Source organism: Actinospica robiniae DSM 44927, assembly GCF_000504285.1.
Lineage (GTDB): Bacteria > Actinomycetota > Actinomycetes > Streptomycetales > Catenulisporaceae > Actinospica > Actinospica robiniae.
The window spans coordinates 7,263,031-7,282,193 of record NZ_KI632511.1; the positions used below are offsets into that span (position 1 = coordinate 7,263,031).

19 protein-coding genes are annotated in these 19,163 nt (G+C 71.6%); 12 read left to right on the plus strand and 7 right to left on the minus strand.

The window, feature by feature from the left end:
* The first annotated feature begins 171 nt into the window (after positions 1 to 171).
* The 5 genes from ACTRO_RS31205 (at position 172) to ACTRO_RS31225 (ending at position 4,061) form a co-directional block, all read left to right on the plus strand.
* Positions 172 to 618: an SRPBCC family protein gene (locus ACTRO_RS31205; protein ID WP_034268883.1), complete on the plus strand. Its 447-nt coding sequence runs from the start codon at positions 172 to 174 to the stop codon at positions 616 to 618.
* Positions 602 to 1,951, plus strand: a complete 1,350-nt coding sequence (locus ACTRO_RS44195; RefSeq protein WP_084316655.1) for an ArsA family ATPase — start codon at positions 602 to 604, stop codon at positions 1,949 to 1,951. The genes ACTRO_RS31205 and ACTRO_RS44195 overlap by 17 nt, the downstream gene beginning before the upstream one ends.
* 116 nt (positions 1,952 to 2,067) lie before the next feature.
* On the plus strand, positions 2,068 to 2,493 hold the full coding sequence (locus tag ACTRO_RS31215) for a DUF5304 family protein (RefSeq protein ID WP_034268886.1): 426 nt from the start codon (positions 2,068 to 2,070) through the stop codon (positions 2,491 to 2,493).
* 31 nt (positions 2,494 to 2,524) lie between these two features.
* The gene (locus tag ACTRO_RS31220) at positions 2,525 to 3,466 is read left to right on the plus strand and encodes an ROK family glucokinase (RefSeq protein WP_034268889.1); all 942 of its coding nucleotides are present in this window, start codon (positions 2,525 to 2,527) and stop codon (positions 3,464 to 3,466) included.
* 184 nt (positions 3,467 to 3,650) lie between these two features.
* Positions 3,651 to 4,061, plus strand: a complete 411-nt coding sequence (locus tag ACTRO_RS31225; RefSeq protein WP_034268892.1) for a VOC family protein — start codon at positions 3,651 to 3,653, stop codon at positions 4,059 to 4,061.
* 149 nt (positions 4,062 to 4,210) lie between these two features.
* Here the strand turns inward: ACTRO_RS31225 and ACTRO_RS44200 are convergent, their stop codons facing one another.
* Both ACTRO_RS44200 and ACTRO_RS31235 read right to left on the minus strand, forming a co-directional pair.
* Positions 4,211 to 4,753 carry a hypothetical protein gene (locus tag ACTRO_RS44200; RefSeq protein ID WP_051451665.1) on the minus strand — a complete coding sequence of 181 codons (543 nt, stop codon included), beginning with the start codon at positions 4,751 to 4,753 and terminating at the stop codon, positions 4,211 to 4,213.
* Complete coding sequence (locus ACTRO_RS31235; protein WP_051451666.1) at positions 4,750 to 5,571, minus strand: alpha/beta hydrolase; 822 nt, start codon at positions 5,569 to 5,571, stop codon at positions 4,750 to 4,752. Before ACTRO_RS31235 ends, ACTRO_RS44200 begins: the two co-directional genes overlap by 4 nt.
* Before the next feature lie 140 nt (positions 5,572 to 5,711).
* On the opposite strand from ACTRO_RS31235, the gene ACTRO_RS31240 reads away from it, so the two are divergent.
* Entirely contained in the window at positions 5,712 to 6,461 is a 750-nt protein-coding gene (locus ACTRO_RS31240) for a lysophospholipid acyltransferase family protein (RefSeq protein ID WP_034268895.1), read from the plus strand.
* Between the two features lie 87 nt (positions 6,462 to 6,548).
* On the opposite strand, the gene ACTRO_RS31245 is transcribed toward ACTRO_RS31240, so the two are convergent.
* Positions 6,549 to 7,199: a GTP cyclohydrolase II gene (locus tag ACTRO_RS31245; RefSeq protein ID WP_034268898.1), complete on the minus strand. Its 651-nt coding sequence runs from the start codon at positions 7,197 to 7,199 to the stop codon at positions 6,549 to 6,551.
* Positions 7,200 to 7,530: 331 nt separating this feature from the next.
* On the opposite strand from ACTRO_RS31245, the gene ACTRO_RS31250 reads away from it, so the two are divergent.
* Positions 7,531 to 8,556 (plus strand): 6-phosphofructokinase, encoded by a 1,026-nt coding sequence (locus tag ACTRO_RS31250; RefSeq protein ID WP_034268901.1) that lies wholly within the window; start codon positions 7,531 to 7,533, stop codon positions 8,554 to 8,556.
* Between the two features lie 67 nt (positions 8,557 to 8,623).
* On the opposite strand, the gene ACTRO_RS31255 is transcribed toward ACTRO_RS31250, so the two are convergent.
* Together ACTRO_RS31255 and ACTRO_RS31260 are read right to left on the minus strand one after the other, a co-directional pair.
* Positions 8,624 to 10,507 (minus strand): anthranilate synthase family protein, encoded by a 1,884-nt coding sequence (locus tag ACTRO_RS31255; RefSeq protein ID WP_034268904.1) that lies wholly within the window; start codon positions 10,505 to 10,507, stop codon positions 8,624 to 8,626.
* Between the two features lie 194 nt (positions 10,508 to 10,701).
* Positions 10,702 to 12,189, minus strand: a complete 1,488-nt coding sequence (locus tag ACTRO_RS31260; protein ID WP_034268907.1) for an MFS transporter — start codon at positions 12,187 to 12,189, stop codon at positions 10,702 to 10,704.
* Positions 12,190 to 12,407: 218 nt separating this feature from the next.
* On the opposite strand from ACTRO_RS31260, the gene ACTRO_RS31265 reads away from it, so the two are divergent.
* Positions 12,408 to 12,998, plus strand: a complete 591-nt coding sequence (locus ACTRO_RS31265) for a TetR family transcriptional regulator (protein WP_034268910.1) — start codon at positions 12,408 to 12,410, stop codon at positions 12,996 to 12,998.
* Positions 12,999 to 13,005: 7 nt separating this feature from the next.
* On the opposite strand, the gene ACTRO_RS31270 is transcribed toward ACTRO_RS31265, so the two are convergent.
* Positions 13,006 to 13,509 (minus strand): NUDIX domain-containing protein, encoded by a 504-nt coding sequence (locus ACTRO_RS31270; RefSeq protein WP_034268913.1) that lies wholly within the window; start codon positions 13,507 to 13,509, stop codon positions 13,006 to 13,008.
* Between the two features lie 64 nt (positions 13,510 to 13,573).
* Positions 13,574 to 14,548, minus strand: a complete 975-nt coding sequence (locus ACTRO_RS31275; protein WP_034277535.1) for a MerR family transcriptional regulator — start codon at positions 14,546 to 14,548, stop codon at positions 13,574 to 13,576.
* A gap of 59 nt (positions 14,549 to 14,607) precedes the next feature.
* Here ACTRO_RS31275 and mgrA point away from each other — a divergent pair, with 59 nt between their 5' ends.
* The 4 genes from mgrA (at position 14,608) to ACTRO_RS49180 (ending at position 19,099) form a co-directional block, all read left to right on the plus strand.
* Positions 14,608 to 15,600 carry an L-glyceraldehyde 3-phosphate reductase gene (mgrA, locus tag ACTRO_RS31280; RefSeq protein WP_034268916.1) on the plus strand — a complete coding sequence of 331 codons (993 nt, stop codon included), beginning with the start codon at positions 14,608 to 14,610 and terminating at the stop codon, positions 15,598 to 15,600.
* Positions 15,601 to 15,717: 117 nt separating this feature from the next.
* Positions 15,718 to 17,040 carry a class II 3-deoxy-7-phosphoheptulonate synthase gene (locus tag ACTRO_RS31285; protein WP_034277537.1) on the plus strand — a complete coding sequence of 441 codons (1,323 nt, stop codon included), beginning with the start codon at positions 15,718 to 15,720 and terminating at the stop codon, positions 17,038 to 17,040.
* A gap of 72 nt (positions 17,041 to 17,112) precedes the next feature.
* A complete protein-coding gene (locus ACTRO_RS31290; RefSeq protein ID WP_034268918.1) occupies positions 17,113 to 18,165 on the plus strand; it encodes a threonine aldolase family protein in 1,053 nt (350 codons plus the stop codon).
* Between the two features lie 112 nt (positions 18,166 to 18,277).
* Positions 18,278 to 19,099, plus strand: a complete 822-nt coding sequence (locus ACTRO_RS49180) for a hypothetical protein (RefSeq protein WP_051451668.1) — start codon at positions 18,278 to 18,280, stop codon at positions 19,097 to 19,099.
* Positions 19,100 to 19,163: the final 64 nt, after the last annotated feature.

Sequence of the window (19,163 nt, forward strand, 5' to 3'; positions counted from 1 at the left end):
AGAAATCCAGGGGACGGGACGCGAATATTCCCGCGTCTCGACGGTACAACTTATTACCGGCCGGTAGCCATAGCGTCCGGGGAAGATTTCCGGGGCACTGTCCGGCCCTGGCACCGGAGCGACACGATACTCTGGGCAAGCCAGGCGAACGACGCGATGGGAAGGGAACCGATGGCGGACCGCACCCGGGCCTCGATCGAGATCGGCGCGCCCGCCGACACGGTCATGGCCGTGATCGCGGACCTGCCCGCCTACCCGGACTGGACGGGGGAGGTCAAGCAGGCCGAGGTCCTCGAGACCGATCCGGCCACCGGCCGCGCGAAGCGGGTCCTGCTGGTGATCGACGGGGGCGCGCTGCGGGACCGGCAGGAGCTGGCCTACGCCTTCGACGGCGACCACGCGGTGCGCTGGAGCCTGGTCAAGGGCGACATGCTGCGCTCGCTCGAGGGCGCCTACACCCTGACCCCGTCCGCCGACGGGGCCGCCACCACCGTCGAGTACACCCTGGCCGTCGACACGAAGATCCCCCTGCTCGGCTTGATGAAGTCGAAGATGGAGAAGGTCATCATCGACCGGGCCCTGGCCGGTTTGAAGAAGCGCGTTGAGTCTCTCCGATAACCGCGGCCCCGAGCAGGCGACGGGTCCGGCGCAGGCCGGGCCCGCGCCCGAGCGCGCCGCGCGCGTGACCAATCTGATCCTGTTCACCGGCAAGGGCGGCAGCGGCGTGACCACGCTGGCCGCCGCGACGGCCGCGCACGGCGCCCAGCGCGGTATGCGGACCCTGCTGCTCTCGCTGGGCTCGCTCGGCTCGGACGGGGACGGCACCGACCTGTCCACCGTGCTCGACCACCCGGTCGGGCTGGTGCCCACGCAGGTCGACGGGCTGCTCTACGCCCAGTGCTTCGCCCCGCAGGCCGCCTTCGAGCAGTGGTACGGCAAGGCCGTGTCCCGGGTGCGCGGCTTCGCCGAGACCATCGGGCTGACCCCGCCGGACGCGGCCGAGCTGCTCGCGCCGCCGGGAGCGGGCGAGCCGCTGGCGCTGGCCGAGATCGCGGCCGCGGTCGACGGCGGGGCCTGGGACCTGGTCGTGGTCGACGGCCCGCCGCTGGGCCAGGCCCTGCGGCTGCTGACGCTTCCGGTCGCCGCGCGCGACTGGCTCTCCCGGGCCCGGCCGGTGCAGACGCAGGCGGCGCGGGCGCTGCGGCCGATGCTGGCGACGTTCGCGGGGCTGCCGCTGCCGCAGACCGCCCTGGTCGATCTGACGGAGTGGATGCTCCGGGAGTGCGCGTCGGCGCAGGACGTGTTGGCGCATCAGCTCAGCTCGGTGCGGCTGGTGGCCACGCCCGACGTGGTCGGGCTGGACCGGCTGCGCGCGGCCCGCTGCGCGCTGGCCCTGTTCGGGCTGCGCCTGGACGCGCTGATGGTCAACCGCAAGGTGGTCGAGGCGCCGCGGGACAGCTGGTCGCGCGGCTGGGTCGCCGCCCAGCAGATCGCCGCGGACCAGCTGGCCGAGGTCTTCGCCGGCGTGGCCCGGCACGAGGTGCCCTACCGGCCGTGCGAGCCGCTCGGCCTGGAGGAGCTCGCCGTGGTCGCGGCCGCCGCTTACGGCGAGGCCGACGGGCTCGGCGCGCCCGCGCACCCGCCCGAGCCGGCGGTGGCCAAGACCGGGGACGGCTACGTGCTGAGCGTGCCGCTGCCGGGCGCGGACCGCCGCGCCATGGGGCTGCTGCGCCGGGACGAGGAGATAGTGCTCACCGTCGGGCCGTACCGGCGCACGCTGCGGCTCGAGCCGGTGTTGCGCCGCTGCCGGATCGCCGGCGCGGTACTGCGCAACGGCGCCCTGGAGATCCGCTTCGTGCCCGATCCGGCGCAGTTCCCGGCTCCGGCGCGCGAGTCCGCGGCCCCGGCCGGGGGCCCGTCGCCCGATCCGTCGCCGGCGGCTTCGCCGTAGCGGGCTTAGCCCGTGCCGATGCAGGGCACGGATACACACCGAGAAAGTGCTTACCGAGAACCGTGCATACCTGGCGTCCGTACGTGAACGGCCGCAGTGATCGGGGAGAAGGACAGATGAGCAGCAGTGCCGACGATGAGGAGTTCGACATCCCGGTGACGGACTCGGCGGCGCCCGCGCCGGCCCCGCGCTCGGGAGCTTCCGGCGCGCCGGAGGGGCTGACGGACGCGCCGGACTGGACGCGGGCCAAGTCGGTGAGGGATGATCCGGAGTCGTTGGGTGACGAGGCCCGTAAGCTCTGGGACGCGGTGCGCGCGCAGTTCGTGGAGCCCTTGTTGCGCAACTACCCGGAGGCGGCCGGGCACCTGTCGAACGCCGGCGGCGAGCTGGCGTCGGCGGTCCGTTCGCTGATCCGCGGCAGCGAACAGGTGTGGGCCGGTCCCGGTGCGCGGGCCGAGGACCCCGCTCAGGCGGCGGACGTGGTCGAAGTGCTCGACGACGAGGCTCCCGACGGTGACGCGGAACACCCGACACAGGGATGAGGCAGCGAGCGATGAGGCGTGTGAGGGGATCATGGCACTGACGATCGGCGTCGACATCGGCGGCACGAAGATCGCGGCCGGCGTGGTGGACGAGGAGGGCAGCATCCTCGAGCGGGTCAAGCTCGCCACCCCCAAGGACTCCGGGCAGGTCGCGGCGACGATCGCGGAAGCGGTCAACACGGTGCGCCAGGGCCACGAGGTCGAGGCGGTGGGCCTCGGTGCGGCCGGCTTCGTCAGCGCGGACCGGGCCACGGTGCTCTTCGCCGCCAACATGTCCTGGCGCAACGAGCCGCTGCAGGACCGGATAGGGGCCCTCGTGGACCTGCCGGTCGTGGTGGAGAACGACGCGAACGTGGCGGCCTGGGGCGAGGCCCGGTTCGGTGCCGGCAACGGCAAGGACAACGTGGTGATGCTGACGATCGGCACCGGCGTCGGCGGCGGTGTGATCATCGACGGCCGGCTGCTGCGCGGCCACTTCGGCATCGGCGCGGAGCTCGGGCACTACCGGGTGCAGCCGGGCGGCCTGCTGTGCGGCTGCGGCCAGCACGGCTGCCTGGAGCAGTACGCCTCCGGCAGCGCGCTCACCCGCCTGGTCAAGGCCGGTGCGGCGCGCAACCCGGAGAAGGCCAAGCTGCTGCTCTCGCTCGGCGACGGCACCCCGGAGGGCGTCCTCGGCTCGCACATCACGGCGGCGGCGCGGGAGGGCGACCCGGTCGCGCTCGAGGGCTTCGCGGACGTGTCGATCTGGATCGGGCAGGCGATGGCGGACATGACCGCGATCCTGGACCCGGGCGTGTTCATCCTGGGCGGCGGCGTCTCCGAGGCCGGCGAGATACTGGCCGGTCCGGCGCGCGAGCACTACCAGAAGGTGGCCCCGGCGACCGGGCAGCGGCCGCTGGCCGACGTGGTCACCGCGACGCTCGGTCCGGACGCCGGCATCATCGGCGCCGCGGACCTCGCCCGCGATCGGTAGGCATAAGGACAACGCACGGCGGTCTTCCCGGAGTTCCGGGAGGGCCGCCGTCGGCGTGTCGGGCTGAAAGTTTCGCTCGTGCGCGACGCGTCGGCGCGAAATCACGGGTCGTCAGTTTCCGTCGGCGGCCGGAGTTAGCATGGGCCCAAGTCAGTCGCCTGACCGCGCCGAAGGAGCCCACGGCATGCAGATCGCGTCCTCGCAGCGGATCACCACGTTCCTGATGTTCGAGGGCACCGCCGAGGAGGCGATGAACCTCTACCTGTCCCTGTTCGACGACGCCGCGGTGGTCGCCGTCAACCGCTACGGCGCCGAGGGTCCGGGCGCGGAAGGGGCGGTGCAGCACGCGACGTTCTCGCTGGCCGATCAACAGTTCATGTGCATCGACAGCCCGGCGAAGCACGAGTTCTCCTTCACGCCCGCGATGTCGCTGTTCGTGCGGTGCCGCAACGAGGCCGAGCTCGAGCGTCTCTACGCGGGCCTGGGCGAGGGCGGCACGGAGCTGATGCCGCTGGGGGACTACGGCTTCAGCCGGCGGTTCGGCTGGGTCAACGACCGCTTCGGCGTCTCCTGGCAGCTGAACCTGCCGCGTTGAGGTCCGCAGCCCCGGCCCGGCCGGGCCCACCCCAGCCCGAGCGCGACGCGACACGCCGATATGCGACACGCGGATACGCGAGAGGTGGGGCGAGGCAACGCGGCGTGCGGAGGCGCGACGCGATGCGCCACGCCCCGAAACGGCCCTGCTCAGACCACCGCGCCGAAGTTGTCGTCGTCATCGTCGTCGCGGTGCGGCTTGAGCTTGCTCACCAGGTAGCCGAAGCCGATCAGGCCCGCCAGCGCGCACGCGGCGGCGGCCCAGCCCGGGGTCTCCCAGTTGAGGATCGTGGCCGCCATCAGGTAGCCGGGACCGCCGAGGGCGCCGAGCCAGGCGGCCCGGGTGGGCCAGTCCAGGTTGGGCAGCGGCGGCGGGGTGGGCGGCTCGAAGGTGTCCGGGGCCGGCGGCGCGGGCGCGTCGCGCGGGCCGATCAGGTCGCCCGAGGTCCAGGTCAGCCGTGGGTCCACGGCGCGTGGCGGGGACGGGCGCACGGCCGGGCGCACCACCCGGGCGCCCGGCTCGAGGGTGCCGGGGGCGGGCGGCTGGGCCACGTTCTCGGCCTCCGGCCAGGGCGCCGGCCCCTCCGGCGGGCGGCTGTCGTGGAAGGCCGCCACCAGGTCGTTCCAGACGGCCTCGGCCTCGGCGTCGGTGGGGCCGGTCGGGTCGCCTTCGGGGCGCTCCGGGTTGCTCATGACGCCGCCTCCCGCAGCTTGGCCACGAAGGCCGCCGAGCTCTCGAAAATCAGTTCCGCGTCGTTGTCCAAGGTGGCCACGTGGTAGCTCTCGGGCAGGACGATCTCGCTCTTGTCGGTGGACGAGACGCGCGAGAGCACCATCGCGGCGTTGCGCGGGTGCACCACATTGTCCTCGGCCGAGTGCGCCACCAGCACCGGCGCGGTCACCGTCGGCAGGTCGGCGGCGACCACCCGCCAGAACCGGCTGAGCGAGTGGGCGGCCTTGAGCGGGGTGCGGTCGGTGCCGATCTCCACCACGCCGGGCTTCTTGACGTCCGAGGCGATCGAGGAGATGGACGGGATGAATCTGCTGAGCACCGGCAGCAGCGCCTCGGTCGGTTTGTTGCGGGTGACCGACGGGTTGACCAGGACCAGCCCGGCCACCTCGGCCGGGTGCTGCTCGGCCAGGCGCAGCGCGAGGCCGCCGCCCATGGACAGGCCCATCAGGTACACCTGGGCGCAGCGGGCGCGCAGGGCGGTGAAGGCCTGGTCGAGCGCGCCGTACCAGTCCGGCCATTCGGTGCGCTGCAGCTCGCGCCAGCCGCGGCCGTGGCCGGGCAGCAGGGGCAGGTCGATGGCGTAGCCGGGGTGCCGGGCGGCGAGGTACTCGCCCCACGGGCGCATCGAGTGCGGGGAGCCGGTGAAGCCGTGGCAAAGCAGGATGCCGACCTCGGCCGCGCCCTCGGGCCCGGTGCGCCAGGGCTCGGCGCCCGGCGTGAGCGGTGCGGCGGCCTGCTCGTCGGTAACGGTGTCGGTGGTGACGGCTGCGTCCTTCATCGGCCCGCTCCTCCAGGGTCACGCGCTTCTGTTCGCATCGTCCCACTCGATCCCTTGCTTCGTACAGTAATACGGGGAAGTCGGCGGCGGTGGCGTTCCGGTATCTTCCAGACTAACCGGCCGGAGGGAGAGCGGGAGTCGTGTTCTACGGGTTGCTCAAGCGCGGGGTGATCGGACCGGCTGTGCACGTGGTCTACCGACCGCAGACCGAGGGGGCCGAGCACGTGCCGCTCGAGGGGCCGGTCCTGCTGGTGGCCAATCACCAGTCGTTCTCCGATTCGATCTTCATGCCGCTGGCCACGCCCCGGCCGGTGAAGTTCCTGGCCAAGGCCGAGTACTTCACCGGCGGCGGCGTCAAGGGCCGGCTGTCCGCGGGCTTCTTCCGCGGCGTCGGCTCGATCCCGATCGACCGCTCCGGCGCCCGCGCCGCCGACGCCGCGCTGCACACGGCGCTGCGGCTGCTCGAGCAGGGCCAGATCGTCGGGCTCTACCCGGAGGGCACCCGTTCGCCGGACGGACGGCTGTTCAAGGGCCGCACCGGCGCCGCCCGGATCGCGCTGACGGCCGGCTGCCCGGTGCTGCCGTGCGCGATCGCCGGCACCGAGAAGGTGCAGCCCACCGGCAAGGTCATGCCGCGTGTCGCCAAGGTCACGGTCACCTTCGGCGAGCCGCTGGACTTCTCCCGCTACGGCGGCGGGCTGTGGGAGACCGTGCGCGGCACCGACGCCGAACACACCGTGCTGCGGGCGGTGACCGACGAGATCATGCACACCCTCGTGCGGATGACCGGGCGGGAGTACGTGGACCGCTACGCCTCCGAGGTGAAGAAGGAGAAGGACACGCATCGGGGCCGGTCCCGCGCCGAGGACCGGCCCCGCGAAGAGAGCTGAGACGCCGCGGCTTCCGCGCCGCGCCGGTGCCGGATCCCCACGACACGCTGCTACCGGAACCCCGCGCCATGCCGCCGGATCCCCGCGTTACGCCGCTGCGGCCGGAACGGCCGAGCCGTCGAGCAGGATCTGGTGGCCCGTCACGTTCACCTTGGTCTGCAGGTAGCGCAGGTTCGTGGGAGTGACGAACACGCCGGTGGGCACCTTGCGCTGGATCTGGATGCCGTGCGCGGCGAGCTGCTTGGCCTTGTCCGGGTTGTTGGACAGCAGTTCGATGTCACGCGCGCCGAGCGTGGTGAGCATCTGCGCGGCGGCGGTGTAGTCGCGCCCGTCCGAGGGCAGGCCGAGCGCCTCGTTCGCCTCGTACGTGTTCAGGCCCTGATCCTGCAGCGCGTACGCGTCGAGCTTGTTGTACAGGCCGATGCCGCGGCCTTCCTGGCGCAGGTAGAGCAGGTAGCCGCCGACCCGGGCGATCTGCTCGACCGCGTCGCGCAGCTGCGGGCCGCAGTCGCACCGGGCGGAACCGAAGACGTCGCCGGTCAGGCACTCGGAGTGCAGACGGACCAGCGGCGTGCCGGTATGGAGATACTCGCCCAAGCCCAGGGCGACGTGTTCCTGCCCGTCGGCCAGGCCGTCGAAGGTGAACGCCTGGGCCTCGACCCGGAAGCCGTCGCCGAACTGCAACGGAATCCGCACCGAGGTGCGCACGGCGGCAGGCGCGAGCGGGGCGCTGTTCATCGGCTGTCTCCTTGAGGCGTCTGGGGGGACGAGAGTACACGCGTGCCCGGGAATTCCACGTGAGGGGAACGATCCGGGAGGCCCCGGAAATTCCCCGATCGGCGGTAGGCGAACGGTGTTCACCCCCGCGTAACCGGTCCGAGATACGGGAGGGGAACGGGAAACCCATCGGTAACCGGTAAGTTTGGTCCCGAGGTCTACGACCGCGCGTCGGTCCGCGGGCAACGGCGCCCACCTCGCGTGTTCCCCACAGTGATCGGCTTCCTGTGCGGGCCGGTGCGGCGGCTCGGTGCACAGCCTCCCTTAGTGTGAAATTTCGGAAGGAACCAACATGCGCGTCGGAGTTCTCACCGGCGGCGGCGACTGCCCCGGTCTCAACGCCGTCATCCGGGCCGTGGTCCGCAAGGGCGTCCAGCAGTACGGCTACGAGTTCGTGGGCTTCCGCGACGGGTGGCGCGGGCCGCTCGAGGGCCTGACCCGGACGCTGGATGTCAAGGCCGTGCGCGGCATCCTGCCCCGCGGCGGCACCATCCTGGGCTCGTCCCGCACCAACCCGATCAAGGTCGAGGGCGGTGTCGAGCGGATCAAGGAGAACCTGGCCAACCTCGGCGTGGACGCCCTGGTCGCGATCGGCGGCGAGGACACCCTCGGTGTGGCCACCGCGCTGCACGCGCAGGGCGTGCAGGTGGTCGGTGTGCCCAAGACCATCGACAACGACCTGAACGCGACCGACTACACCTTCGGCTTCGACACCGCGGTGACCATCGCCACCGAGGCGATCGACCGGCTGCACACCACCGCCGAGTCGCACCACCGGGTGCTGATCGTCGAGGTCATGGGCCGGCACGCGGGCTGGATCGCGCTGCACTCGGGCATGGCCGGCGGCGCGAACGTCATCCTGATCCCGGAGGAGAAGTACGACATCGAGCAGGTCTGCGCCTGGGTCGAGTCCCGCTTCAAGTCCGAGTACGCCCCGATCGTGGTGGTCTCCGAGGGCGCCGCGCCGAAGACCGGCGACGAGATCCTGCTCAACCAGGAGCTCGACGCCTTCGGCCACGTCCGCCTCGGCGGCGTCGGCGAGCGGCTGGCCCAGGAGATCGAGAAGCGCACCGGCAAGGAGTCGCGCACCACGGTGCTCGGCCACGTCCAGCGCGGCGGCACCCCGACCCCGCGGGACCGCTGGCTGGCCACCCGGTTCGGCCTGCACGCGATCGACGCGGTGCACGCGGGCGACTGGGGCAAGATGGTCGCGCTGCAGGGCACGGACGTCGTCCGGGTGCCGCTGAGCGCCGCCACCACCGAGCTCAAGACGGTCCCGCTGGACCTGTACGAGGAGGCCAAGGTCCTGTTCGGCTAAGCCGAGCAGTGCCCGACGTCCCCCGCGCACCGACGGTGCGCGGGGGACGTGCTTTTCCGGCCCGGCCTCAGTGCGCGACGGGCGAGCCGGACGCGCCGAGCAGCCGGCCGAGTTCGCGCCGCAGGATGCCGAGGCCGTCCATGGTGAGCACCGACTCGGGGTGGAACTGCAGGCCGGCGAAGCCGGGGCCGCGCACGGCCGCGATCTCCGGGCCGTCGTGCGCGACGAGCACGCCGGCGGGCAGGTCGCGGGGGGCGGGGGCGAGCGCGGCGTAGGAGTTGTAGAAGCCGACGGTCTCGGTGCGGCCGAACAGGTCGATCGGCAGCTGCGTGCCCTGGTTCGGGGTGGCCCGGCGGTGGATCTCGAAGCCGAGCACCGAGCACAGCAGCTGGTGGCCGAGGCAGATGGCCAGCAGCGGCGTGCGTCCGGTCAGCTGCCGGACGAAGGCGCGCCCGAGCCGCATCTTCGGGTTCTCCAGGTCGGCCGGATCGCCCGGGCCGGGGCCGAGCACGACCAGGTCCTGGCCGGCTGTGTGCTCCACCTGGTCGTAGGCCAGACGAGTGACATGCAGGCCGAGGCTGCGCAGCTGCACGGTCAGCATCGAGGTGAACGCGTCCTCGTTGTCGATGATCAGGACGCTGCGGCCGGCCAGCTCGGGCGCGGCGAGCTCGCCCGGGGCGTGGTAGGCGGCCCAGGCCGGCGAGAGCCGCTCGTTGCGCGCGGCCAGCGCGGTGCGGACGCCCGGATCCTCGGCCCACCGGCTCGCTGACGGAGCGTCGGCCGCCGAACCCGGCTCGCCCGCAGGCCCGAGCGCGCCGAACGCCCGCAGCACGCCGGCCGCCTTCGCGTGCGTCTCCTGGACCTCGCCGTACGGATCGGAGCCGCGCACCAGCGTCGCGCCGACCGGCACCCGCACCGAGCCGTCCGCCGGATCGAGGTACGCCACGCGCAGCAGCAGCGGCGCGTCCATGCGCTGCTTCCCCTCGCCGTCCCGGCCGATCAGCGCGGCCACGCCGCCGTAGTAGCCGCGTCCGGAGGTCTCGTGCCGCCGGATGACCCGGAAGGCGTTGCGGATCGGCGAGCCGGTCGCGGTCGGCGCGAACATCGTCGCGCGCAGCACCTCGCGCGCGTCCATCGTCGTATGAGCCCTGATGTAGTACTCCGTATGGGCGAGGTGGGCCATCTCCTTGAGGTAGGGTCCGTCGATCACCCCGCCCTGGTCGCCGACCTCGGCGAGCATCTTGAGCTCCTCGTCCACGACCATGGCGAGCTCGTCGCGCTCCTTCGGATCGTCCAGGAAGGCGAGCAACTCCTCCCGGCTGACCTGGCTCGGCGGTCTGCGCAGGGTGCCGCTGATCGGATTCATCGTGCACACCCCGTCGGCCAGGGAGACGTGGCGCTCCGGTGTCGCGCCGACGAGCAGCGCATCACCCGTATGGACGAGGAAGGTCCAATACGCGTTGTGCTCGTGGGCCAGCAGGTTGCGCAGAGCGGCGAACGCCGTGGCCTCCACGTCGTCGCAGTGCCCGACGAACGTGCGGCGCAGCACGAAGTTCGAGCCCTCACCGCCTCCGATCTCCTCGTCGAGGACGGCTTTGACCTGGCGGGCGTACGTGTCGTCGTCGATGTCGAAGGCACCGTCACGCACCCGCGCATCGCCTGCCGGCAGCGGGAGGTCGTCGATGTCGACGGTCGAGCGCGACTCCACGATCAGCGCGCGCAGCGGCGTGCCGTCGTCGTGGCAGGCGTCGCCGCGTTCACGCAGCTGGCGGTAGGGGACCAGGGCCAGCAGCTCGCCGCCCTCGTCCTCGACCCGCGGCAGTTCGGCGAGGCGTTCGTACTCGGCGACGCGGCCGCGCAGCAGTTCCAGTTCGCCGGGCGCGGCGCCGTGGCGGCGGATCAGGGCGTAGGGCGGAGCGAGGTGGAGCCGGTCGGTCGGGCTGGGGTTCATCGGGCGTCCTCGGGGTCGGGGGCCGCCCGGGCGCCGGAGGGGTCTCGCCGCGGAAAACAGCGAACCGGCCGCCTGGTGGCGGCCGGTTCGCGTGAGTCTTGGTCAGCGCGAGCTCTCAGTGGTCCGCCGGGTAATCCGGCCACCACCACTGCTGGGCTGCGCGCGAGTTGTGCACCCTCAGAATGTAGCAGAGCTCAGCTTCGCTGCACCTTCTTCGGCAGCAGGAACGCGCTGGCGAGCACGATCAGCACGATCGCCAGGCCGACCGCCACCGAGGTCTCCATCGCGCTCACGTAGGAGCCGACGGCCATCCCGGTGCCGAGCACCGAGAAGAAGATGGTGCCGAGCACCGTGGCGCCGACCGCGTTGCCGAACTGCTGAGCGGTCGTCAGCACGCCCGCGGCCATGCCCGCCTTGTGCGGCTCGATGCCGGAGGAGAGCACCGCGCCGATCATGGAGGGGATCGCCAGGCCGTTGCCCAGGCCCACCACGACCCCGCCTGGGATCAGCTCGAGCGCGGTCACGTGTGAGCCCTGCGCGGCCAGCACGGCCCAGGTGGAGGCCAGGCCGATCAGGCTCAGCACGGCGCCGACCACGATCACCCGGTTGCCGATCCGGTCGGCCACCCGGCGGGCCAGGAAGAAGGAGCTGACCGCGAACGCGACGCCGAGCGGGGCGAAGGCCAGGCCGGCCCGCAGCGGGCTCAGGCCGAGCCCGTCCTGCAGCAGCAGGGTCAGGCAGAGCATGAAGCCGGCGAAGAAGGCCAGGTAGCCGCCGGAGATGATCATGCCGGCCGCGAACACCCGCTCGCGCACCATCTCGAGGTCGAGTACCGGCTGCCCGCCGCGGGCCTGCAGGCGCCGCTCGTAGAACAGGGTGGCGGCGAGCACCGGCAGCGCGGCGGCCATGGACACGATCGTCCACACCGGCCAGCCCTCCGGCCGGCCGAGCGTGATCGGGATCAGCACCAGGGCGAGCGCGAGCGAGATGCCGGTGGCGCCCACCGGGTCCAGCTTGGGGCGGTGCGTCGGCTCGCTCTTGGGCAGCCAGCGCGCCGCGAGCAGCAGCGCGACCAGGCCGATCGGCACGTTGATGAAGAAGATCGCGCGCCAGCCCCAGCCGAACAGGTTCGCGTCCAGCAGCACGCCGCCGAGCACCTGCCCGGCCACCGCGCCGATGCCGATCGTGGCGCCGAAGGCGGACATCGCCTTGGCCCGCTCCTGCGGCGGGAACATGGTGTTGATCAGCGCGAGGACCTGGGGCACCATCAGCGCGGCGGTGGCGCCCTGCAGCACCCGGAAAGCCACCAGGGATCCGCCGTTCGGTGCCAGCCCGCACAGCAGCGAGGCGATCGCGAACAGGCTCATTCCGACCACGAACAGCTTGCGGTGGCCGTAGAGGTCGCCGAGGCGTCCGCCGGTGATCAGGCCGCTGGCGTAGGCGAAGCCGTAGCCGCCGACGATCAGCTCGAGCGCCGCCTGGCCGGCGTGCAGGTCGTGCTGCAGCGAGGAGGCGGCGACGTTGACGACGAAGTAGTCGAACATGGCCATGAACATGGCCGCGAGGATGACGGGAAGCGCTCGCCAGCGGGCCGGGTACGGGGTGAAGGCTTGCGGGCGCGCGATCGGGGTCGCGACGGCCGCGGTGGCGGCCGCGACGGAGCGGGTTTCGGTGACGGGCACGTCTTACTCCAGGGCTTTCCGGCGAGCGTGACGGTACGTGCGGTGGCAACGTGCGGCAGGGTCGCGCGACGGGAATCGGCGCCGCGCTCCCTCGCGTTGCACCGACCGAGGTCAGTACCGGCGGAGGCGGCTTGGCACCGCCTCAACCAACCGGTTGGTTGATAATATTCCAGGACCCGGGCTGGATGTCAACTGACTAGTTGGTTACTATTGGGTACATGGCTACCAGGGACGCCGAGGCCACCAAGGCGCGGATCTTCGAGGCGGCGACCGCCGAGTTCGCCGCCTACGGGATCGCCGGCGCCCGGGTGGATCGGATCGCACAGAACGCCCAGGCGAACAAGCAGCTCATCTACGCCTACTTCGGCGACAAGAAGAAGCTGTTCTACAAGGTCCTGGACAAGACCCTGGTCCAGGTCGCCGAATCGGTCTCCACCGACATCACCGACCTGGACAAATGGGTGGACGAGCACATCGACTACCACCACGAGCACCCGGAGCTGCTGCGCCTGCTCATGTGGGAGGCGCTCGAGGTCCCGGCGGACGAGACCTGCCGCAGCGAGGAGCGGGCCTCGCGGTACGGGCTGAAGAAAGAGAAGATCGCCGACGCGCAGGAGCTCGGCGTCGCCCGCGACGACATGCCCGCCCCCTACCTGCTCATGTTCCTGATGGGCATGATCAACTACGGCGCGGCGCTCCCGCAGGTGCGCGGCCTCGTCTTCGGCTCCGAGTTCGACGCCGACGCGCTGCGCGCCTGGACCAAGGACGCGGTCAAGCGCGTGGCCGCCCGCGCCGCCGACGCGGACTGACCTGCCGTCAGGCACACGGCGTGACGGGCATGGGCGTGTATCCGAGCTCGATCGCCTCGTGCGGCGGGCCGTCCCGCCGCACCGCGGCCAGCAGCGTGGGCAGGTTCGGCGGCCAGAACGACGCCCTCGACTCCTGCAGCGCGCCCGGCGTCCACCAGCGGATCGCCAGGATGCCCTCCTCGGCGTAGGTCTCCCGGGCTGCCTGCTCCGGATCCCGCCGCGGGCCCGCGGCCAGGAAGTACGTCTCGCTCTGCCGCGTCGGCACACCGTTGCGCGTGTAGTCGTGCTCCCAGCGGCACAGCGCCGGGCCGGCCGCGACGTCCGTCCAGCCCGTCTCCTCCCGTGTCTCGCGCAGCGCCGCCGCGAGCTCCTCCTCGGCGCCCTCCAGCCCGCCTCCGGGTGGCGCCCAGTGCAGGCCGATCTCCACATCGTCGTGCAACTGCAGGAACACGGATCCGTCCGGATCCAGGATGAGCAGCCTGGCGGCGCGGCGGGCGACACGTTCAGTCATAGTCCGAGCGTAACTGCGCCCGCCGACACCGCCGGCCATTGGCGGGTTCAGGACTCAGCCCGGCTCAGGACCCCAGCGCCTCGGCCAGCCAGCGCATCGATTCGTACGTCGGCGCGCCGGCCGCGGCCAGCTCCGGCTGGTCCCCGACGATCCCCACCAGCCGCCAGAAGCGGCTCACCCGCGGATCGTTCAGGGTCGTGAGCGACTCGAGCAGGAACCGGCGCTGCGCCTCGTCGGCCGGCCGGCCCAAGGCCTCGGCCCAGTCCCGGAAGATCTCCTGCGCCAAGGCCCGCCCTTCGGCCGAGCCCGCCCCGAGCCCGGCGGACCACGCGGCTTCGGACCGCGGCGCCAGGACGGTCGCGAAGGCCTTCTGATCCGCCTCCCACGCCTCGTCCTCCAGCCTCGCCCGTTTGGCCGCGCCGTAGGCCGCCATCTCCCGCGAACGGGTGATGAAGTCCTCGTCCCGGATCAACTCCACCAGCTCGACCCAGGCCTGCACCTGCTGCTCCGTCGGCTCCTGCGGCAGATCCGGCACCGCGGCCCGCATCATCGCGGCGAACTGCTCGCCGGCCTGGTGCCCGTCCTCGATCCCGTCGAAGACCCGGTCCACGAACCCGTCCAGGATCCGCCGCCGCTCCGACGCGTCCAGCTTCGCCAGACGATTCATCAGTTCCAACTCCTCCCAATCGGTGTCCCGGGACGCGACCGCCCGCAGCACCGCCGTGCGCACCCGCAGCGTGCGCACCGTCGCCTCCAGCGCCTCCGCGTGCGCACGGGCGACTTGAGCCACCGTCAGCTCCCGGGCCAGCACCTTGGCGATGGTCGGCAGGCCGACGCCGAGATCCCGCAGCGTCCGGATCAGCTCCAGCCGCGCGGCCGCCTCGAAGTCGTAGAGCCGGTAGCCCGCGTCGCTGCGCCCGGCCGGCTCCAGCAGCCGCCGCCCGCCGAGGACCTGGTCCGAGTAGAACCGGATCGTGCGCACGGGCACGCCGGCCAGCTCGCTCAGCTGCCCGATGGTCAGCAGGTTCGCGTCCCTCATGCCGTCCACGCTCCGGCTTCCAGTAGGTGGAGAGTCAAGCCCGACCATAGGATCTCGCCATGACCTACCACGCCGCTCAAGACCGCTACCAGACGATGCAGTACCGCCGCTCCGGTCGCAGCGGCCTCAAACTCCCGGCCGTCTCCCTCGGCCTGTGGCACAACTTCGGCGACACCTACACCTTCGAGAACCAGCGCGCCGTGCTGCGCCGGGCCTTCGACCGCGGCGTGACCCACTTCGACCTCGCCAACAACTACGGTCCGCCGCCCGGGTCCGCCGAGGAGAACTTCGGCCGCCACCTGCGCGAGGACCTCCGGCCGTACCGCGACGAGCTGGTCATCTCGACCAAGGCCGGCTACGACATGTGGGCCGGCCCCTACGGCGAATGGGGCTCGCGCAAGTATCTGCTCGCCTCCCTCGACCAGTCCCTCGGCCGCCTCGGCCTGGACTACGTCGACATCTTCTACAGCCACCGGCCCGACCCGGAGACCCCGCTGGAAGAGACCATGGGCGCCCTCGACCAGGCGGTCCGCTCGGGCAAGGCGCTCTACGCGGGCATCTCGAACTACGACGCCACCCAGACCCGCCAGGCCGCCCGCATCCTGCGCGAGCTCGGCACCCCGCTGCTGATCCACCAGCCGCGCTACAACATGTTCGACCGGGACGGGGTCGAAGGCGGCCTGCTCGACGCGCTCGAGGACGTCGGCGCCGGCGCCATCTGCTTCTCCCCGCTCGACCAGGGCCGGCTGACCGACCGCTACCTGCACGGCGTGCCGGAGGACTCGCGCGCCGCGGTCGGCCACTTCCTGCGCCCGGACGCCCTCGGCGAGGACGTCATGGCCAAGGTCCGCGCGCTGAACAAGATCGCCGAGCAGCGCGGCCAGAGCCTGGCCCAGCTCGCGCTCGCCTGGACCCTGCGCGACCCGCGGATGACCTCGACCCTCATCGGCGCCTCCTCCACCGCGCAGCTCGACGCCAACCTCGAGGCCCTGGCCGCGCCCCCGCTGACCGAGACCGAACTGGCCTCGATCGACGAGGTGCTCGCCGCCTGAGTGTCCCGACCTGCAGCCCGGCCCGCCGCGCGCGGCGGCCGGGCCGTCTCGCCCAACGGAATCCCCTCTTGAGCGGGAGGTGGCGTCCCGTACCCTGGACGTGTGGATACGACCGAGATGGAAACGTGGCGGGCTCTGACGGCCAAGCAGCAGCCGTCGTGGCCCGATGCCGAGGAATTGCGCCGAGCCGCGGCCGAGCTCCGGTCGTATCCGCCGCTGGTGTTCGCGGGCGAGTGCGATCTGCTCAAGGAGCGGATCGCGGCGGTGGCCCGCGGTGAGGCCTTCATCCTCCAGGGCGGCGACTGCGCCGAGACCTTCGACGCGGTGACGGCGGACGCCATCCGCAACAAGCTCAAGACCCTGCTGCAGATGGCCGCGGTGCTCACCTACGCCGCGTCCGTGCCGGTGGTCAAGATCGGCCGGATCGCCGGCCAGTACGGCAAGCCGCGCTCGAAGGACACCGAGACCCGGGACGGGGTGACGCTGCCGGCCTACCGCGGCGACTCGGTCAACGGTTTCGCCTTCACCTCGGAGTCGCGCGTGCCCGACCCGTGGCGGATGGTGCGCATGTACCACTCCAGCGCCGCCACGCTGAACCTGGTGCGCGCCTTCACCACCGGCGGCTACGCCGATCTGCGCCAGGTGCACGCCTGGAACCAGGATTTCGTGAAGTCCTCGCCCTCCGGTGAGCGCTACGAGCTGCTCGCCGGCGAGATCGAGCGGGCCCTGCGCTTCATGCACGCCTGCGGCACCGATCCCGAGGAGCTGCGCGCGGTCGAGTTCTTCTCCTCGCACGAGGGTCTGCTGCTCGAGTACGAGTCGGCGCTCACCCGCACCGACTCGCGCACCGGCATGCCGTACAACACCTCGGCGCACTTCGTCTGGATCGGCGAGCGCACCCGCGACCTCGACGGCGCCCACATCGACTACTTCTCCAAGATCCGCAACCCGATCGGCATCAAGCTCGGCCCGAGCACGACGCCGGACCAGGCGCTGGAGTACCTCGAGAAGCTCGACCCGCGGCACGAGCCCGGCCGGCTCACCTTCGTGGTGCGGATGGGCGCGGGCATCGTCCGGGAGAAGCTGCCGGCGCTGGTCGAGAAGGTCACCGCGGAGGGCCACCAGGTCGCCTGGATCTGCGACCCGATGCACGGCAACACCTTCGAGGCCCCCAGCGGCCACAAGACCCGCCGTTTCGACGACGTGCTGGACGAGGTCAAGGGCTTCTTCGAGGTGCACCGCGGCCTCGGCACCCACCCCGGCGGCATCCACGTCGAGCTGACCGGCGACGACGTGACCGAGTGCGTCGGCGGCGGCCACGAGATCGTCTTCGACGACCTGGGCACCCGCTACGAGTCGGCCTGCGACCCCCGGCTCAACCGGTCCCAGTCGCTCGACCTCGCCTTCCTGGTGGCCGAGATGTACCGCGGCGGCCACTGACCGGCCAGGGCCCCCGAGGGTCTCACCGATCCGCTTCACGCAGGTCATGGCCGCAGCCTTTAAGCTGCGGCCATGACCTCTTCGCATTCCGAGCCCGAACCCGGCGCCCTCGTCGATCTCCGCAGCGACACCGTCACCCGCCCCACCGCCGCCGTCCGCGCGGCGATGTTCGAAGCCGAGGTGGGTGACGACGTCTACGGCGAGGACCCGAGCGTCGCAGCCCTCGAAGCCCGAGCGCTGGAGCTGTTCGGCGGGCCCGGATCCCGGCTGACCACGGCGCTGTTCGTGCCCACCGGCGTGATGGCCAACCACATCGGCCTGCGGATGAACGCCGGCCCCGGCGACGAAGTGGTCTGCGACGCCGACGCCCACATCGTCGCGCACGAGGACGCCAACCTCGCCTGGCACGCCGGCATCCAGACCCGCACCACCCTCACCGAGCGCGGCCAGCTCAGCGTCGAGCAACTGCGACGCCTGATCCGCGCGAGCGGGCCGTACGTGGTGGGCACCAAGGTCATCGAGCTCGAGAACACCCACAACCGGGCCGGCGGCACCGTCTACCCGATCGAGGACCTGCGTGCCATCAGGGCCCTGGCAGACGAGCACGGTCTGTTCGTGCACATCGACGGAGCCCGGCTGTGCAACGCCGCCGTGGCCACCGGCACCCCGCTGGCCGAGTACGGGAAGATCGCTGACACGCTCTCGGTCTGCCTGTCCAAGGGCCTCGGCGCCCCGGTCGGTTCGGTCGTGCTGATGCCGGCCGAGAAGCGCGAGGAAGCCAAGGTCATGCGACACCGGCTCGGCGGCGGATGGCGCCAGGCCGGCCTGCTCGCCGCCGCGGGCAAGTACGTCCTCGATCACCACGTCGACCGCCTCGCGGAAGACCACGCGAACGCGAAGCTGCTCGCAGATCGCCTGCGGGGCAACGGAATCCGGGCGAACGTTCCGGAAACCAACATCGTCATGATCGAAGTCGCCGACACCGTCAAGACCGTGACCGCCTGTCGCGAACGCAATATCCTGATCACTCCGGCGGGCCCGGGCGTGCTGCGCGCCGTCACCCACTTGGATGTCACCGAGCAGGGGGTGCTGGAGGCCGCCGCAGCCATCGCGGATTGCGCATGATGCGCGTTGAACTGAGAGCTTTTACTCCCGTTTGAGGCTGTTGATAGACCCCTGGAGTCCGCACTACCTTCAGTGCTCGAAGGTTTGGACTACTGGACTCCAGGGGGCGGGCATGGGCCTGTTCAACAAGCTGTTCGGCGATGACGACGAGAAGGAGCACGAGGAGGAGGCCCGTCGCAAGGCCGCCGAGGCCTACGCGGAGAAGCACGCGCACGGCGCGGAAGAGCACGAACACGAGCACGCGCACACGGCGACCAAGACCGCCGCGGCCAAGACCGCCGCCAAGAAGACCACAGCGAAGAAGGCGGCCCCGGCCAAGAAGGCCGCGGCGCCGAAGACGGCCAAGGCCGCGGCGTCGCACACGCACGACGACGGCGACGACCCGACGCCCTCGCACCGCACCTACGCGCCGCTGGCCGGCGCCCCCGCCGCGCACGCGCACACACACGTGCACGAGGTCGCCGAGGGCCCGGTGACCGCCGCGCACGACCAGATGATGACGATCCACGTCGAGACGCACGTGCCGGACCACGCCCCGCGCGAGGACGATCCGCACTACCACCTGTTCGAGCAGGCGAAGGCGCGGCTCAAGCGGCAGGGCCTGTGGAAGTGCATCATCAACGACGAGCTGTGCGGCGGCGAGGCTGAGCTGCACCACACGTACATCGAGTTCTCGCAGATCAACGAGGTGGACCCGAAGCGGGTCCAGGAAGCTCTCGGTCTGCACTTCGACAACGACGAGGACTTCCAGGCCTGGGCCGAATCCCCCGGCAACCTCGAGGTCCTGTGCGCCAACCACCACCGCACGCACTACGGGATCCACGTGATCCCCGGTCCGCTGTGGGAGGCGCTGCGCTTCCGCATGGTCGGGACCAAGGCCGCGGCCGAGTTCGTGACCGCGGACGACGCGAAGGAAATGGCGAAAGAGGACTGATTCGCCGTCAGCGTGAAACGGCGCCGGAGGGATGACCTCCGGCGCCGCAGTCTTCTGATCTCAG

What these genes read in the sequence shown, in the direction of transcription:
- ACTRO_RS31290 (WP_034268918.1), top strand. Translation starts at nt 17,113, where the DNA reads ATGACCTCTTCGCATTCCGAGCCCGAACCCGGCGCCCTCGTCGATCTC.
- ACTRO_RS44200 (WP_051451665.1), bottom strand. Translation starts at nt 4,753, where the DNA reads ATGAGCAACCCGGAGCGCCCCGAAGGCGACCCGACCGGCCCCACCGAC.
- ACTRO_RS31220 (WP_034268889.1), top strand. Translation starts at nt 2,525, where the DNA reads ATGGCACTGACGATCGGCGTCGACATCGGCGGCACGAAGATCGCGGCC.
- ACTRO_RS49180 (WP_051451668.1), top strand. Translation starts at nt 18,278, where the DNA reads ATGGGCCTGTTCAACAAGCTGTTCGGCGATGACGACGAGAAGGAGCAC.
- ACTRO_RS31225 (WP_034268892.1), top strand. Translation starts at nt 3,651, where the DNA reads ATGCAGATCGCGTCCTCGCAGCGGATCACCACGTTCCTGATGTTCGAG.
- ACTRO_RS31245 (WP_034268898.1), bottom strand. Translation starts at nt 7,199, where the DNA reads ATGAACAGCGCCCCGCTCGCGCCTGCCGCCGTGCGCACCTCGGTGCGG.
- ACTRO_RS31250 (WP_034268901.1), top strand. Translation starts at nt 7,531, where the DNA reads ATGCGCGTCGGAGTTCTCACCGGCGGCGGCGACTGCCCCGGTCTCAAC.
- ACTRO_RS31270 (WP_034268913.1), bottom strand. Translation starts at nt 13,509, where the DNA reads ATGACTGAACGTGTCGCCCGCCGCGCCGCCAGGCTGCTCATCCTGGAT.
- ACTRO_RS31255 (WP_034268904.1), bottom strand. Translation starts at nt 10,507, where the DNA reads ATGAACCCCAGCCCGACCGACCGGCTCCACCTCGCTCCGCCCTACGCC.
- ACTRO_RS31275 (WP_034277535.1), bottom strand. Translation starts at nt 14,548, where the DNA reads ATGAGGGACGCGAACCTGCTGACCATCGGGCAGCTGAGCGAGCTGGCC.
- ACTRO_RS31215 (WP_034268886.1), top strand. Translation starts at nt 2,068, where the DNA reads ATGAGCAGCAGTGCCGACGATGAGGAGTTCGACATCCCGGTGACGGAC.
- ACTRO_RS31235 (WP_051451666.1), bottom strand. Translation starts at nt 5,571, where the DNA reads ATGAAGGACGCAGCCGTCACCACCGACACCGTTACCGACGAGCAGGCC.
- mgrA (WP_034268916.1), top strand. Translation starts at nt 14,608, where the DNA reads ATGACCTACCACGCCGCTCAAGACCGCTACCAGACGATGCAGTACCGC.
- ACTRO_RS31285 (WP_034277537.1), top strand. Translation starts at nt 15,718, where the DNA reads ATGGAAACGTGGCGGGCTCTGACGGCCAAGCAGCAGCCGTCGTGGCCC.
- ACTRO_RS31205 (WP_034268883.1), top strand. Translation starts at nt 172, where the DNA reads ATGGCGGACCGCACCCGGGCCTCGATCGAGATCGGCGCGCCCGCCGAC.
- ACTRO_RS31265 (WP_034268910.1), top strand. Translation starts at nt 12,408, where the DNA reads ATGGCTACCAGGGACGCCGAGGCCACCAAGGCGCGGATCTTCGAGGCG.